At 68.9% G+C, this 14,403-nt stretch carries 14 protein-coding genes; 10 read left to right on the forward strand and 4 right to left on the reverse strand.

Annotation, left to right across the window (positions count from 1 at the left end):
* Nucleotides 1-834 precede the first annotated feature (834 nt).
* Complete coding sequence (locus OG241_RS41390; RefSeq protein WP_405823034.1) at nucleotides 835-1,971, forward strand: alpha/beta fold hydrolase; 1,137 nt, start codon at nucleotides 835-837, stop codon at nucleotides 1,969-1,971.
* A 303-nt stretch (nucleotides 1,972-2,274) separates the two neighbouring features.
* Nucleotides 2,275-2,592 carry a hypothetical protein gene (locus tag OG241_RS41395; protein WP_405823036.1) on the forward strand — a complete coding sequence of 106 codons (318 nt, stop codon included), beginning with the start codon at nucleotides 2,275-2,277 and terminating at the stop codon, nucleotides 2,590-2,592.
* A 687-nt stretch (nucleotides 2,593-3,279) separates the two neighbouring features.
* Here OG241_RS41395 and OG241_RS41400 read toward each other — a convergent pair.
* Nucleotides 3,280-3,963, reverse strand: a complete 684-nt coding sequence (locus OG241_RS41400; protein WP_405823038.1) for a GntR family transcriptional regulator — start codon at nucleotides 3,961-3,963, stop codon at nucleotides 3,280-3,282.
* 109 nt (nucleotides 3,964-4,072) lie between these two features.
* Between OG241_RS41400 and OG241_RS41405 the strand changes: the two genes are divergently transcribed.
* From OG241_RS41405 to OG241_RS41425, 5 genes are all read left to right on the forward strand, one after another.
* On the forward strand, nucleotides 4,073-5,239 hold the full coding sequence (locus tag OG241_RS41405; RefSeq protein WP_405823039.1) for a mandelate racemase/muconate lactonizing enzyme family protein: 1,167 nt from the start codon (nucleotides 4,073-4,075) through the stop codon (nucleotides 5,237-5,239).
* Between the two features lie 211 nt (nucleotides 5,240-5,450).
* The gene (locus OG241_RS41410; RefSeq protein ID WP_405823041.1) at nucleotides 5,451-6,200 is read left to right on the forward strand and encodes an SDR family oxidoreductase; all 750 of its coding nucleotides are present in this window, start codon (nucleotides 5,451-5,453) and stop codon (nucleotides 6,198-6,200) included.
* Between the two features lie 179 nt (nucleotides 6,201-6,379).
* Nucleotides 6,380-7,219, forward strand: coding sequence for a helix-turn-helix transcriptional regulator (locus tag OG241_RS41415; protein ID WP_405823043.1), 840 nt, complete (start codon nucleotides 6,380-6,382; stop codon nucleotides 7,217-7,219).
* A 295-nt stretch (nucleotides 7,220-7,514) separates the two neighbouring features.
* Nucleotides 7,515-8,108, forward strand: a complete 594-nt coding sequence (locus OG241_RS41420; RefSeq protein ID WP_405823044.1) for a TetR/AcrR family transcriptional regulator — start codon at nucleotides 7,515-7,517, stop codon at nucleotides 8,106-8,108.
* A 102-nt stretch (nucleotides 8,109-8,210) separates the two neighbouring features.
* Nucleotides 8,211-8,945, forward strand: a complete 735-nt coding sequence (locus OG241_RS41425) for an NADPH-dependent F420 reductase (protein ID WP_405823046.1) — start codon at nucleotides 8,211-8,213, stop codon at nucleotides 8,943-8,945.
* Nucleotides 8,946-9,133: 188 nt separating this feature from the next.
* Here the strand turns inward: OG241_RS41425 and OG241_RS41430 are convergent, their stop codons facing one another.
* Nucleotides 9,134-9,505, reverse strand: a complete 372-nt coding sequence (locus OG241_RS41430) for a DUF1330 domain-containing protein (RefSeq protein WP_405823047.1) — start codon at nucleotides 9,503-9,505, stop codon at nucleotides 9,134-9,136.
* 199 nt (nucleotides 9,506-9,704) lie between these two features.
* On the opposite strand from OG241_RS41430, the gene OG241_RS41435 reads away from it, so the two are divergent.
* Together OG241_RS41435 and OG241_RS41440 are read left to right on the forward strand one after the other, a co-directional pair.
* Nucleotides 9,705-10,109, forward strand: coding sequence for a hypothetical protein (locus tag OG241_RS41435; RefSeq protein WP_405823049.1), 405 nt, complete (start codon nucleotides 9,705-9,707; stop codon nucleotides 10,107-10,109).
* On the forward strand, nucleotides 10,100-10,444 hold the full coding sequence (locus OG241_RS41440) for a hypothetical protein (RefSeq protein WP_405823051.1): 345 nt from the start codon (nucleotides 10,100-10,102) through the stop codon (nucleotides 10,442-10,444). Before OG241_RS41435 ends, OG241_RS41440 begins: the two co-directional genes overlap by 10 nt.
* Nucleotides 10,445-10,506: 62 nt before the next feature.
* On the opposite strand, the gene OG241_RS41445 is transcribed toward OG241_RS41440, so the two are convergent.
* Both OG241_RS41445 and OG241_RS41450 read right to left on the reverse strand, forming a co-directional pair.
* Nucleotides 10,507-11,898 carry an alpha/beta fold hydrolase gene (locus OG241_RS41445; protein ID WP_405823053.1) on the reverse strand — a complete coding sequence of 464 codons (1,392 nt, stop codon included), beginning with the start codon at nucleotides 11,896-11,898 and terminating at the stop codon, nucleotides 10,507-10,509.
* Between the two features lie 412 nt (nucleotides 11,899-12,310).
* The gene (locus OG241_RS41450; protein ID WP_405823054.1) at nucleotides 12,311-13,315 is read right to left on the reverse strand and encodes a TIGR01777 family oxidoreductase; all 1,005 of its coding nucleotides are present in this window, start codon (nucleotides 13,313-13,315) and stop codon (nucleotides 12,311-12,313) included.
* A gap of 190 nt (nucleotides 13,316-13,505) precedes the next feature.
* Here OG241_RS41450 and OG241_RS41455 point away from each other — a divergent pair, with 190 nt between their 5' ends.
* Entirely contained in the window at nucleotides 13,506-14,183 is a 678-nt protein-coding gene (locus OG241_RS41455) for a hypothetical protein (protein WP_405823055.1), read from the forward strand.
* Nucleotides 14,184-14,403 lie beyond the last annotated feature (220 nt).

Here is a 14,403-nt window from a genome sequence, read left to right on the forward strand (position 1 = left end):
GCGCCAGCATACTGCGCTGCCTCGTTCCTGCCTGGGCCTTCGACAGGCAGATCCGCAAGCTCAACGAGCTCGACGGCTGACACCCGCCACCTGCAAACCCGATCGCGCCGTTCATACCGGGGGAGACCCATGTTCGACCCCCACACTCCGCCGCCACTGCCGTCGCGCGCTGGCGATACGCCCTGGAACGCGGTGACGTCGACGCCGCGGCCGCCGTCCCTGAGCGCGGACGTCGTGCTCGTCCCACCACTCACCGAACAGTTCCCCTTCGAGAGGAGACCCGGCCGGCTGCGAGACTTCCTGGCCTCCGCGTTCACAGCGGTCGAGGGCATCAGCCTCCACACCCGGACCGGCGAGGACAACGCCTACGCGGTGCTCCACAACGCGCGGGTAAGGACCCAGCCGTTCGAGGAGGCACAGCTGCTGCGACTCGACCGCGAGGCACATCAAGGAGATCACGCTCTTCGGGCGTCCGATGCCGGCCCTCACCTCGATGATGATCGCCCTGGGGACGGCCCTCACCCTCCGGCCGGGCCGCCGCAGCCTCGCAGTGCGCCTGCGCACCGGCGCACACGCTGGTCATCTTCGGGGACCGCAGCGTTGTCCCGCCGCCCCGGCCGGGAGTCCGGCGGACCTGACAAGACCAGGTGCGAGCACGGCCTACAGCAATTCGATCTCGATGATCCAGCGACCGATCTCTGACTCACCGGGGCGATGACTCCGGCTCCGGAAGCCTTCCCTTGAGTAATTAATTAGGAAAGTAGGAGAAAGATGTCAACACGCTCACGCGCAAATCACGGCAAGAAAAGTCTCATAGGGCACAGGACTGGCCGTGTGGCCATCACTGTCACCGCTCTAGCACTGTGCGCGTTGCTTCAAGGCTGCGCCGGCCCCTCATGGTCGGCCACCGAGCTCCAAGCTGCTGCAGGCGCGGCGACAAATGGGGCACCGTCGCCCCAGTCCGGTGTGACGACTCCCCGCGAAGGGGACGCTACTTTCGCTGACTACAAGTTCCAGGACGGCGGCACAATCGATCAACTGAAACTTCATTACACTCTACTCGGCGAACCACATAAAAATCAGAAGGGCGTGATCGATAACGCTGTCTTGCTCCTTCACTGGACGGGCGCGAGCAGCAATTCCCTGTTGACACCGGAGTTTCAACAGTCGCTTTTCGCGCCAGGCGCTCCATTTGATGTGACACGTTATCTGGTCATCATTCCCGACGCGATCGGGCACGGTCAGTCGAGCAAGCCGAGCGACGGACTTAAAAGCGGATTCCCTCACTATGGGTACGGCGACATGGTCGATCTCCAACACAAGCTCGTCACGGAGACACTCGGCATCTCGCATCTGCGCGCAGTCGTGGGGACGTCCATGGGCTGCATGAACGCCTGGCAGTGGGCAGAAGCTTACCCAACCGCGATGGACGGGATCATGCCAGTGGCGTGCTTCCCAGCGCCGATCAGCGGACGTAACCTGCTGTGGCGAAAAATCATTGTCGACCAAATAAAATCCGACCCAACCTGGAACGGCGGAAACTACCAACAACAGCCACCTGCAGCGGCGGCTGCTGCCAGCATTGCGCGCATGATGATCGACGGTGTCTCGCACCTACAAGAAGAAGTCACCACACCGGGGCAGGCTGACGAGTTCATCCAGGCCGTCAAAGCGCAATCCGCTGGCGGCGACGCCAATGACCTCATCTACTCGTTGGAGGCGTCCCGATATTTCAACGCCGAGCCTCACCTAGGGAATATCACGGCCAAGGTGTATGCAGTGAACTTTGCCGACGACGAATTCTACCGCGACAGCCTGGGTATCCTGCAGCGAGACATGACCAAGGTGCAGCACGGAAGATACGCCGTACGCCCGACTACAGACGATTCAACGGGACACTTGTCGATGACACGTCCAGCCCTGTGGAAAGACAAGGCGCAAACCTTCATGAAGTGGCTCAACGCCAACTGAGCCACGCGCCAACGGGCCAGTCGCGTTCGCTGCACGGTCGAGTCCGCCAGGCTGTCGCCGTTGAGACTGCGGCGCTGTCCAGGAGTGCACCTCTCCGTTGCTGACCGGCTGCACCGGTCTCTGTGGCACCCACCTCGTCGTGGCGATCGGCAGGCGCGCTCAAAGGCACCCGATCCGGTGACGGACAGCATCGCCCTCACACGACCGGAGTGATCGTGTGAGGGCGATGCTGTCCAGGCCGACCGGAGTGTCCTCGGGCGTGCGGTACCCCGCCCTCCCTTTCCCGGACCACGGACCCGATCCATGCCGCCGGACCACGGAGCGAACGCGGGCAATCAGAAGCCCTACTCCGGGCGGGAGTTCCAGATCCCGCTGCCGGGCGGGGAGGCCAAGCCCATGCGGCTGGCGATGCCTGCCGAGCACGACATTTCCATCTACCTGGCGACGCTGTCGCCGAAGATGCTGCAGCTGGACTCCGGGAGACGCCGCCGGAACTTCTCCCGATACAACGCGAGATCCTCGGCTTCCGCACCCGAGAGGTTTCTCGACGTGGGGGCGGGGTGCTGTCGGCTGGAGGGCATGCCTTCATTATGGCGGCCTGGAAAGTCGTGCGGGTCGTGATGCGCGAGCCGAGGTCCGGAGCGAGCGGCGCGGACCCGTGCAGGGTGAGCTTGGTTGCGGCACACCGTTCTGCCCGGAGCAGGAGGAATGGACTTGTCGGTTATGACGCTCGTTTGACGTTCTGGGCGTCCCCGCACGGGAGCGGTAGCCGAGAAACAGGTTCTGACCTGGCCTTTTCCGGGACCCGCTCAGGCCGACATCTTTCCGATGACGCATCATGTGGAGTGCGTGGCGATTCTTGAGCCGGTCGCGAAGGGCGTCTGACCTGCTGCTTTGCATTCCAGATGGTCGATTCGGCTTGTTTGGGAAGGTCTGAGCCGCGGCTTCACGGGCCGGCGCGGGGGTCGCGGGCGATGTGTCGACGCGGAGTGCAGAATCCTGACGCTCGGACGACGCTCGAATCGGGAAGTCTCAACCTCACGGACCTCTCCGGCCCGGCCGCGGGGACCGGGCCGTCGGCACCGGGGGCGTCTGCTGCGGCGCTTCCCGTGGTGAGACAGGGCGTATCAGTCCGAGGACGGCGTGGCCCGGCTGTTTCGACGACCCGTACGCGCTGTTCGGCGACAGCGTTTGGGCACTGTGAGCGGGGCACGCGTGCCTGATGCCGATCCTTCGCGCTCCAGCGCACGGGCTCCCTTGAACCGACAGGGACGGCTGCGAGACGACGCCGGCGCCGGTCGGCGCGCTTCACGTCATGTGAAGGCCCTCGTGGTCTTCGAGGGCGCTGATGGCGGTGGCGGTGAGGCTGTGGGTGATGTGGCCTCGCATCAGCTGCGCGGCTTCGGCGGCGCGGCCGTCCACGATGAGGGAGACGAGTTCGTGGTGTTCCTGTAGGTCCCGGGTGCGGGGCTCGTCACCGGGCGGGAGTTCGAGGCCGAGGCGACGGTAGCGGTCGGACTTGTCCCACAGGTCGTCCAGGAGATGGATGAGGACGTCGTTGTGCGAGGCCCGGTACAGCGCCTGGTGGAAGGCGCGGTGGGCCGTGAGCGCCTCTTCCCCCCATTGGCGGGTGACGGGGAGGAGCTTGTCGACGGCGGCCTGCATGGTGGCGATGTCGTCGTCGGTGCGTCGCTGGGCGGCGAGTTCGGCGGCGGTCGGGTCCAGGGACAGGCGGACTTCGAACAGCTGTCTGGCCTCGCTCGAGTCCATGACGGAGACCCGGACGTCGCGGTGGGTTTCGACGGTGACGAGTCCCTCGCTGCTGAGGCGGCGGATGGCCTCGCGCAGGGGCGTGATGCTCATGTTGAGGGACTCGGCGAGGTCGTACTGGGCTAGCCGTGACCCGGCAGGAAGGGTGCCGAAGAGGATCCGATCGCGGAGTTCCGCGTAGGCGAGGTCGCTCTTGCTGAAGAACAGGTTCTGTCCTGCCATGGCCCCCTGACCGTTCCTTTCCGGAGGTTCCCCACCCCTTGACAGCCCCCATCGGACCGGCCCACTCTAACAGCCGTCACATCTTATAAGATATGAGAAAGGTTCCGCAGTGAAGATCACCAACGTCTACGAGGGCGTCGTTCCGATCAGCTCCTCGATCCGCAACGCCTGGATCGACTTCAGCTCCATGGACTGTTCGATCGTGGCGATCGAGAGCGACGTCATCCGGGACGGCAAGCCCGTGGTGGGCTACGGCTTCAACTCCAACGGCCGCTACAGCGCGGGCGAGATCCTGCGCCGCCGGATCCTGCCCCGCCTCCTCGAGGCCGAGCCCGGCAGCCTGCTCGACGAGCGGGGCGGACTGGACCACGCCAAGGCGTGGAACGTGATGATGACCAACGAGAAGCCCGGCGGGCACGGCGAGCGCTCGGTCGCGGTCGGCGTGGTGGACATGGCCCTGTTCGACCTGGCCTCAAAAATCGAGGGCAAGCCGCTGTACCGGTATCTGTCCGAGCGCTACGGCGACGGGCAGCCCGACGACTCCGTCTTCGTGTACGCCGCCGGCGGCTACTACAGGCCCGGCAAGACCCTCACCGACCTTCAGGACGAGATGCGCGGCTTCCTCGACCTGGGCTACGACGTCGTCAAGATGAAGATCGGCGGCGCCGACCTGGCGGAGGACCTGCGCCGCATCGAGGCCGTCATCGACATCCTGGACGGCGACGGCTCCCGTCTGGCCGTCGACGTCAACGGCCGCTTCGACCTCCACACGGCCCTGGCGTACGGGCGGGCCATCGAGCCCTACGGGCTGTTCTGGTACGAGGAGATCGGCGACCCGCTCGACTACCACCTCAACGCCACCGTCGCCGAGCACTACACCGGCTCCATCGCCACCGGCGAGAACCTCTTCTCCCTCCAGGACGCCCGCAACCTGATCCGCTACGGCGGCCTGCGCCCCGACCGCGACACCATCCAGGTCGACCCCGCGCTCTCCTACGGCCTGGTGGAGTACCTGCGCATCCAGGACATGCTCCGCCGGCACGGCTGGTCATCGAGGCGCTGCATCCCGCACGGCGGGCACCAGTTCTCCCTGCACATCGCCGCCGCCCTCAAGCTCGGCGGCAACGAGTCCTACCCGGGCGAGTTCCAGCCCACCGGAGGCTTCGCCGACGACGCCGTCGTCGAGAAGAGCCGCGTCGGCCTGACCGACACCCCCGGCATCGGCTTCGAGAGCAAGGCCGCCTTCCACAAGGTGCTGCACGCCCTGCACAGCTGACCGCATCCTGGTCACCGCGATCTGCGTCAACTGCGTTCGCTACGTCATCCACGTCATCTGCGTCCTGGTCGTCCTCGGCGCCTTCCTGCGGGCCTGCCGCCAGAGACCGCCGATCCATGGATAAGCCGTCCTCTCCCGCCCCTGCGCGGGCGTCCCTACGGTCGAGGCTGCGGGCGCTCACCGGACCGCAGTAACGAAGGAGCAAGACCCCATGAAGATGACCGGCAACACGATCCTGATCACCGGCGGCACCTCGGGCATCGGACTCGGTCTGGCCCTGCGTCTGTACGAGGCCGGCAACAAGGTGATCGTCGCCGGCCGGCGCAAGGAGCTCCTCGACGAGATCACGGCCGAGCACCCGGGCATCGACGCGCTCGTCCTCGACGTCGCGGACCCCGACTCGATCGCCCGGGCCCGTGAGACCGTGGCGGCGAGCCACCCGGGGCTGAACGTCCTGGTCAACAACGCCGGCATCATGCTGCGGGAGAACCTCCTCGACCCGGCCGAACTCCCGGTCGCCGAGGATCACGTCACGACCAATCTGCTCGGCACGATCCGGATGACGTACGCCTTCCTGCCCCTGCTCGCGGGCAAGGACGACGCGGTCGTCATGAACGTCACCTCCGCACTGGCGTTCGTCCCGTACCCGAGCACCCCGACCTACAGCGCGACCAAGGCCGCGCTGCACTCCTTTTCCGAGAGTCTGCGCATCCAGCTCGCCGGTGCTGACGCCGGCGTGCAGGTGATCGAGATTGTCCCGCCGGGCGTGCGCACGACCCTGCTCGGCCAGGAGGACAACGACCACGCCATGCCGCTGGACGACTTCCTCACCGAGGCTCTCGGCCTGCTGCGTGAGAAGCCCGACGCGAAGGAGATCGTCGTCGAGCGCGCCAGGTTCATCCGCGACGCGCAGGCCAACGGCTCCTACGACGACGTCCTCGCCATGATCACCAGCAGCTGACCGACCTGCTGTTTCCGACGGGAAGGTGTCCTCGGCGGAGGCCGTCGCCGTGGGCCACCTTCCTCGCTGCGCGCCCTCGCGTCGGCCGTACGAGTGGCTTCGCGCGGGCAGCAGAGGAGGGCTCAGCCATGGATCGGCGGTCTCTGGATAGCCGGGCGGGATGCGGCGAGGATGGGGGCATGGACAAGAAGGAACTGGCGGAATTCCTGCGCCACCGGCGTGAGGCGCTGCGCCCCCGCGACGTCGGGCTGGCCGAGGGGCCGCGCAGGCGTACCCAGGGGCTGCGCCGCGAGGAGGTCGCCCAGCTCGCCGGTATGTCCACCGACTACTACGCCCGGCTGGAACAGCAGCGTGCTCCGCAGCCCTCCGTCCAGATCACCGCGGCTCTCGCCCGGGCGCTGCGGCTGAACCTGGACGAACGCGACCATCTCTTCGTCCTCATCGGCCACAACGCCCCGGCCCGCTTCGAGCGCTCCGAGCACGTCAGCCCCACGCTGATGCGAGTCCTGGACCGCCTGGACGACTCCCCGGCCCTGGTGCAGACCGACCTGCTCGACACCCTCGCGATGAACCCCCTGGCCATCGCGCTGCTCGGCGACCAGACCCGCCACACCGGTCTGGCCAGTAGCGGCTACTACCGCTGGTTCATGGACCCGGCCGAGCGACTGGTGTATCCCGAAGACGTCCACGAACACCACGGTCGCGCCCATGCGGCGCGCCTGCGGGCCGCGCTGACAGCCGGCAGCGACACCCCCCGAGCCGCCCGGATCCTCGCCGAACTCCAGGAACACAGTCACGAGTTCGTCCGCATGTGGGAACTTCAGGAAGTCGCACAGAGCTACGAGGACTGCAAGACCATCCTCCATCCCGAACTCGGCCGCATCGACGTCGACGCCCAGCTCCTGTTCACCGAGAACCGCGCCCAGAGCTTGGTGGTGCTGACCACTCGTCCCGACACGGAGAGCCACGGCAAGCTCGAACTGCTCTCCGTCATAGGGCACCAGCAGCTCACGCCCTGACGTCCTGGGCCGGGGGAGGGGGAGGGGGAGGGCTCGCGCGGGAGTGGTCGGACAGGGGCCGGGAACGGTGCAACCCGCAACTGCTCCCGCATGGTTCCGGCACGGCTCCCGCAGGGCTCCGGCACGGTTTTTGCCCTGCGCTCCACGGCCGAATATGCCGGGTCCCCTGCGATGTCCGGGTTCCCTGCGTAGGCCGCCCATTTGACCGGACGCTGCCTCCGTTTTACTCTCGAGTGTGTACGGAGGCAGCATCCGTTTTTATGCGGTCGCAGGATCACGGCAGGCGGGAGGGCGCATGAGCGCCGGTGAACAGCGGGAACGCAAGCCCCGCGCGGACGTTCAGCGCAACCGCGCGGCACTCCTGGAGACCGCGCAGCGTCACTTCCTGCAGCACGGGGTCGGCACCTCCCTCGAAGCGGTGGCCAAGGAGGCGGGCGTCGGGCCCGGCACCCTGTACCGGCACTTCCCCACCCGGGAGGCGCTGCTGGCGGCCGTGCTGCAGACGCGCTCCGAGGAGCTGGTGGCCCGCCAGGCGGACATCGAGCAGCTCGGTGACCCGGCCGAGGCGCTGGAGCAGTGGCTGCGGGCGATGGAGGAGTACTTCAGCGCCTTCAGCGGGCTGCCGGAGCCGCTCATGGCCGCGGCCCGGGCGCAGGAGCCGGACAACCCGCTCACGATTCCCTGCGACATCCTCATCGCCGCCACCGATCAGTACGTGCGAGCCGCGCAGCTCGCGGGGCGTGTGCGCGCGTCGGTGCGGGGGAACGACCTGTTTCTCGCGGCCTGTTCCGTTGCCTGGATCAAGGGCACGGGTACCGAGGAGGAGTCGCTCGACCGGCTCCGCATGCTCATCGCGAGCGGCTACCGCGAGCAAGGCACCCAGGCGTAAACCGCCCGGCACCCCACCCCGCCCCGCAACATCAGGCGGACCGCCACCCGGCCGTCACGGCGCGCTGCCCTCGGGGCGGCATAACCTCTGAAGGAACAAATCATGAAAATTACTGTCATAGGGGCCGGTGCTATCGGCGGGAACCTTGCCGCCAAGCTCAGCGCGGCCGGTCACCACGTGCAGGTGGCCGACGCCCGCGGGCCCGAGGCCATCCGGGCGGAGGTGCTGGAGTCCGGGGCCCGCGCGGTGGACCTCGCCGATGCCGTCCAGGGCCGGGACGTCATCATCCTGTCGATCCCGTTCGGTGTGGCGGGCCAGCTGGCGGACCTGTTCGCGTCGGTCCCCGCCGAGACGGTGGTCATCGACACCTCGAACTACTATCCGCACCTCAACGGGCCCATCGAGGCCGTGGACGACGGCGAGATCGACAGCGTGTGGAACGCCGAGCAACTGGGGCGCCCCGTGGTCAAGGCGTGGAACGCCGCCCTGGCAGAGACCCAGCGGACCAAGGGTGTTCCGGCTGGTACGCCCGGCCGCCTCGCCATCCCCGTCGCCGGCGACTTCGAGGAGGCGCGGCGCGTGGCCATGCGGCTCGTGGACGACACCGGCTTCGACTCCTACGACGCCGGCACGCTGGCCGACTCCTGGCGCCAGCAGCCGAACAGCCCCGCCTACTGCACCGAGCTGACCCTCGACGAGCTGCCGGCTGCCCTGGCCGCGGCCGACCGCGTCAAGGACGCCCGCGTCCGCGACAGCCTGCCGGAACGCTTCGCCGCCCTTCCGGCCAACCCCACCGTCGACGACGTCGTCGAGATGAACCGCGCTGCCCACCGCTGAGACACCCGACGCGGCGCGGATGACTGTGCGCCATGGAGAGGAACCGCCTTGCCCGGCGCCGCAACACCCTTCACCCACGTCGCACGCTCGATCAGCATGATGACCACCGAATTGCTCGGGGCGATGAAGGGCCGGCCGACGACTCGTCGGCCGGCTCCTCCGGCTCTGGCTCCGTGGCGATGCGGGTTCTAAGGTTTGAGCACTGCCAGTACGTCGTCGAGCGAAACGTCGGCGGGGTCACTCATATCGAGACCGTCGAACGTCTGCCAGACATAGGACGCCGTCCCGTTCTCCCGCAGCGGATGCAGGTCGGCCAGGTCCGGATCGTCCCGGAAGGTGTTGAACGCCTCTTCGGACTCCCACTCAACGAGAAACAGAACCTGCCGCGGCGTGAGGTCACCGGCTACGTTGTCTCGGAAGCGACCGAATGCCACCATTCGACCACCATATTGCGGAGCCACTTCGGGCAAACGGCTGAAATACGCGAGGTACTTCTCCAGGTCGACCACGTCAAACATGTTCAGGGCGTAAAACTTCTTCTTCTGCGAATCAGTACTCATGGTTGATTTCCTCTCCGGTCTCGTGAATTTCTGTTCGCACGGCCTCGAACCGGGGCGGCGCCCGGGTGCGTGAAGCTCCCCGTGACGAAGGCGTTCGCGCCTCGCAATGCGGTCGTGGACATTCCTTCACGGATGGGATACCGATCGGTTTCCACGACAGTAAACCGATCGGTTTTATTGTGCAAGCAGGTAGGGGGTCGTGGCCGCCGCGCTGTTGACGCAGCCGCCGACGGTCAGGGACATGGAGGAGCCATGGGTGAAGCCGGGCGGCATCGACCTGATGAAGAGCGGGGTCCGGGTGGGCGGCAAGCTGCTCCTCGGGGCGGAGGTCGCCTACGACGTCTATGACGTCGCCTCGGCTCCGAGCGACCAGAAGGTCGGCACGGCGACCCGCGACGCGGCGGGCCTCGCCGGCGGTCTGGCCGGCGCGGCTTACGGAGCCGAGGCCGGAGGGTCCATCGGCAGCGCGTTCCCGGGGCCGGGGACCGTGGTCGGAGTCGTCGGGGGAGTCGTGGGCGGCATCATCGGCAGTGGCTTCGGTGAGAGCATCGCCGAGGGAATCAAGGATCTCTTCTGGGAGGAACGGCCACGGCCATGTCGATGACCCCAGCACCCGACGATTCAGTAGCCGTCCAGCTGATGGCCATCCTCAACGACCCGGAGGCGCCCGAGGCGGACCAGTACGACGCTGCCATGGATCTGGAGTTCCACGGCGGTGCATGGCTGGAGCAGGCCATCTTCGAGGTCCTTCGGCGCGAGGACTTCAGCAGTGTCCGCGCCCAGTTGTGCGCGGAGTCGCTCGCCGGGATCTGGGCCCGCGAGGACCGGATCGACGAGGCGTTCTTCCCCGAGCTCCGGGGCCCGGCGATCAGGGAGGTGCTCGGCATCCTCGGAGCCCGCGCACCGCACCTGATCCCGGAGGGGACGCGGGACCACTGACACCCCTGCCCGTCCGGCCGGTCCCTGTGCCTGCGGGGGCACCGGCCGGACGGGTTCTCGCGTCAGTGCGCCCCCGGCCCCTTCAGGAACTCGGTGAGTGTCCGCGTCAGGGTGTTGTCCGCCGGGGCCGCGAAGAGCGGGTCGAGATGGTTCATGCCTCTGTCGGTCTCGTAAGTGGCGTACGGGATACGGGAGTCGGCCACCACCGTGCGCGCCGCCTCCTCGATCGTGCCCTTGGCGTAGCTCGTGCCGAAGGCGTACAGCGGTACGTCGAGACGGTCGGCGTGCAGCAGTCGCAGGCCCAGTGAGCGGGCGAGCGCGGAGTCCGTGTAGGCGTCCGTGACGTCGAGGTCGACGGAGAGCCGGGCAGGCCAGTACCACTCCCACACGGCCGGCACCGGCCCGGCGTACGCCGCCGCGACCCGGTGTATCGGCGTGATCCCGGTGTCGACCCAGCCGCGTACGTCCCCGCTGTCGGCGAGGTGTCCGGAGTGCACGGTGATGGAGTTGGGCCAGCCGAAGCCCGCGTCCACGAAGAAGCCCAGCAGGCCCGCGTTGGTGACGGTGTACGGCAGACGCAGAGCCTCGGGCAGGCGGGGCTGGAGGACGGAGGGGCCGTCGGGGTCGTGGAGTGCGTAGTGCCCGGCGAGCTGGTACCAGATCTGGGTGCTCTCCGCGCGGCTGCCCAGGCCCACGCCGCTCAGGGTCAGGTCGAAGACCGCCCCGGCGTCGATGGCCGCCAGCCGGTCGCGTATCTCCGCCGGGGAGTCGAGCACCGGTTCGCCCGTCCCGTCGAACGCCCCGCGCACACCGCCGTCGACGACCACGAGCCCCGCGAGGCCCTGGTAGCCGGGGCAGCCGTCGAAGTCCCAGGCCGCGTACGCCATCGCGGTCGTCGCGCCCCAGGAGTGCCCGCCGAGCACCACGCGCCGGCCCCCGCGTCCCGCCGACCGCACGACGGCACGGAGATCGGCGAGGGTGAGGGGCAGGCCCCAGTGCGCGGCGAAGGGGGAGGCGGCCGGGTCCTGGGTGCGGTAGTGGCCGTCCAGGTAGTAGGCGAGGGGGTCCGGCCCGGTGAAGCCCGAGCGGTCGGCGAGGTTCTCCTCCCGCCGGTCGAGGGCCCACACCTGCAGGCCGGGCACGCCCGCGACCAGGTCACGGGCCAGCAGCCGGAAGTCGTTCGCCGCGCCGAACTGGCCGGGCACGAGCACGAGGACGGTGGCCGCCGAGTCGGGGCCGACCTTGAGGACATGGACCCGGTCCGTCCCGGCGGGCCCGCCCCCGCCGCCCACGGGTACGGGCACGTACGGCTCCGGGCCGACGGCCCCCTGTCCGGTGGCGCCCAGCGTGCGGCCTGTGGCCAGTGCGGATGCGGCACCCGTGCCGGCCGAGGCCAGCGCCAGACCGCTGATCACTCCGCCCAGCACCGTACGGCGCGGCAGACGGCTCGTCATCTCACGTACCTCCAAGGAGAGTTGATCGAGATCAGCTTCCCTCTCCCTCTCGGTGGCCCGCGCACCAGGGGTCACTTGCGCGGCTCTCGGCGGACCTGGCATCGGAGCACGGACCGGCCGTAGCCGACGGGCCGCGTCCGAGGCGGGACCGGGGAGGCCGACGGCCTGCTTTCGGCCCATCGGCCGAGGCCCGGAGGCCACCTCGCACGGCCAGGTCCCCGAGGCCGGGGCCGGTTCGCCGAGGCCGGAGACATCGGGCGGTGCGGCGCGTCCGTAGGGGAGAAGCGAGCGGCCCCGCGTCCGACGCACACGTCGTCATGAGCGGCCGCGGCGCCCGTCCAGGAGCCGCGTCCAGAAGCCTCGGCCGGGACCACGAGCCCCCTCGCTCGTCGTCGCCCTCGTCATCGGCCGGTCACCGTCCCGCCGGCCCCCCGGCCGACGACCGGGCCGAAGTCTCCGCGCCCGGCTTCGTCCCCGCCCGGTCGCGCACCCGGCGTACGAGGTCGGTGGCGGCCTCCGGCCATTCGGCGTGTTCGAACGTGAAGCCCGCGTCGAGCAGGCGGCCGGGGACGACACGGCGGCTCTTGAGCAGGAGCTCGGTGTCCGAGCGGAGCGCGAACGCGCCCAGCTCCGCCATCCACCGCGTCGCCGGCAGGCCCACCGGGACACCCCACGCGGCCCGCAACGCGTGCATGAACGCGCGCTGCGGGAGGGGGTGGGGAGAGGCGAGGTTCACGGGTCCGGCGAGGTCGTCCCGGCCGGCCAGGAACTCGACGGCGCGTACGAAGTCGTGGTCGTGGATCCAGGACACGTACTGCGCGCCACCCGCGACCGGGCCGCCGAGGCCGAGGCGGGCCAGCCGCAGCAGGACGTCGAGGACGCCGCCGCGATCCGGACTCATCACCATGGCGGTCCGCAGGGCGACCTTGCGGGTGGCGGGCGTCGCGGCCTGATCCTGTGCGCGCTCCCAGGCCTTGGCGATCTCGACGCTGTACGCCCAGTAGTCCGGTACGCCGGGTTCGGTGCCGCCGATGACGCCGGTCGCCTCGTCGTTGGGGGCGTCGAAGCGGTGGGCGTAGACCGTGGCCGTGCTCATCTGGAGCCAGAGCCGGGGTGGCCGCGCGGCGCCGGCGATCGCCTCGCCGACGACCCGGGCGGAGTGCACGCGAGAGTCCATCATGGCCCGCAGGTTGGCCGGGGTGTAGCGACAGCTGACGCTGCGGCCCGCCAGGTTGATCACGACGTCGCTGCCGTCGACCGCCTCGGCCCAGGCGCCCAGGGTCTCGCCGTCCCAGCCGATCTCGCGGGCGTTAGTCGGCCGCCTCGTCAGGACGGTGACGTCGTGACCGGCGGCGGTGAGCGCACGGTTCAGGACCGTACCCACCTGGCCGGTTCCTCCGGGTATGACGATCTTCACGGCTTCTCCCAGGGCTCGGAACAGGTGTCGCAAGCGTACCGCAAATATTTGAACGCGTTCAAAAACTACCTGTGGCGAACTGTGGGTTGGATCTGAGTAGGCCGGCCGGGGTGCCACGCCGAGTGGTTGCTCGGTAACTTGCGTATCTGTCAGTGACGTTCGAGCCCCGGACGGGAGGATGAGGGCCGAGATGACTGCCGGGCGGGGTTCACGCGCGCTGCGGGCCACGGTGTTCGCGGCTGTCTGCGTGCTGCTCGCCGCCCTCGGGCATGTGCTGATGTCCGGCTCCTCCGTCGACCGGTGGACGCTGGCCGCCGGGGTGGTGGTCACGGGCGGCGTGGGCTGGTGTCTGGCCGGACGCGAGCGCGGACTCCCGCTGGTCGTCGCCGTGGTGGTCGTCGCCCAGGGCGCGCTCCACTCGGTGTTCTCGATCACCCAGGGCATGGTCACGGGCCCCGCCGGTACGGCCACGGACTCCATGGGCATGGCGCACACCGGCACAGGTACCGGCATGGGTATGCGCATGGACATGGGTGCCGGTGCCGGTGCGGGTCACCCGGCCCACGGCGGCTACGGCACGGACGTCCTGTCCTCCTCGTACGGGATGCTCGCCGCCCACACGCTCGCCGCACTGCTGTGCGGTCTGTGGCTGGCCTACGGGGAGCGTGCCGCGTTCCGCATCGTGCGGGCGGTGGCCGTCCGGCTGGTCGCGCCGCTGCGGCTGATCCTCACGCCGCCCGTGACACCGGACTGGCTCGGTCTCCGTCCCCGCCCGCGGCGCAACCGCTCGGACCGGGCACCACGCCTGCTTCCGCTCGTCCACACGATCACCTCGCGGGGCCCGCCGGCCGGAATCGCTGTCGTCTGAGACAGCTGGTTCCCCGGTGTGCTCCAGGTGGCGCCGACGTCATTCCGTCGGCCTGCGCGGGTGCTCCGGGCCCCGGCCGTACCCACGCTCACGGGACGGCCGTCCTCCCTTGCCGGCAGCCGGCGGCGCGCGTTCACGTATCGCGCACCGCGTCGCCGCCGCCCTTGCATCGCCCGCGCGTCGTACCGCCGCGCAGGGCCTTCGAGGGCCGCCCTGCCGG

Origin of the sequence: Streptomyces sp. NBC_01390 (assembly GCF_045040105.1) — a bacterium.
GTDB lineage: Bacteria > Actinomycetota > Actinomycetes > Streptomycetales > Streptomycetaceae > Streptomyces.

Excerpts from the sequence above, each read along its gene's own strand:
- OG241_RS41395 (WP_405823036.1), top strand. The coding sequence starts at position 2,275 with ATGCCGCCGGACCACGGAGCGAACGCGGGCAATCAGAAGCCCTACTCC.
- OG241_RS41400 (WP_405823038.1), bottom strand. The coding sequence starts at position 3,963 with ATGGCAGGACAGAACCTGTTCTTCAGCAAGAGCGACCTCGCCTACGCG.
- OG241_RS41410 (WP_405823041.1), top strand. The coding sequence starts at position 5,451 with ATGAAGATGACCGGCAACACGATCCTGATCACCGGCGGCACCTCGGGC.
- OG241_RS41415 (WP_405823043.1), top strand. The coding sequence starts at position 6,380 with ATGGACAAGAAGGAACTGGCGGAATTCCTGCGCCACCGGCGTGAGGCG.
- OG241_RS41420 (WP_405823044.1), top strand. The coding sequence starts at position 7,515 with ATGAGCGCCGGTGAACAGCGGGAACGCAAGCCCCGCGCGGACGTTCAG.
- OG241_RS41425 (WP_405823046.1), top strand. The coding sequence starts at position 8,211 with ATGAAAATTACTGTCATAGGGGCCGGTGCTATCGGCGGGAACCTTGCC.
- OG241_RS41430 (WP_405823047.1), bottom strand. The coding sequence starts at position 9,505 with ATGAGTACTGATTCGCAGAAGAAGAAGTTTTACGCCCTGAACATGTTT.
- OG241_RS41440 (WP_405823051.1), top strand. The coding sequence starts at position 10,100 with ATGTCGATGACCCCAGCACCCGACGATTCAGTAGCCGTCCAGCTGATG.
- OG241_RS41445 (WP_405823053.1), bottom strand. The coding sequence starts at position 11,898 with ATGACGAGCCGTCTGCCGCGCCGTACGGTGCTGGGCGGAGTGATCAGC.
- OG241_RS41455 (WP_405823055.1), top strand. The coding sequence starts at position 13,506 with ATGACTGCCGGGCGGGGTTCACGCGCGCTGCGGGCCACGGTGTTCGCG.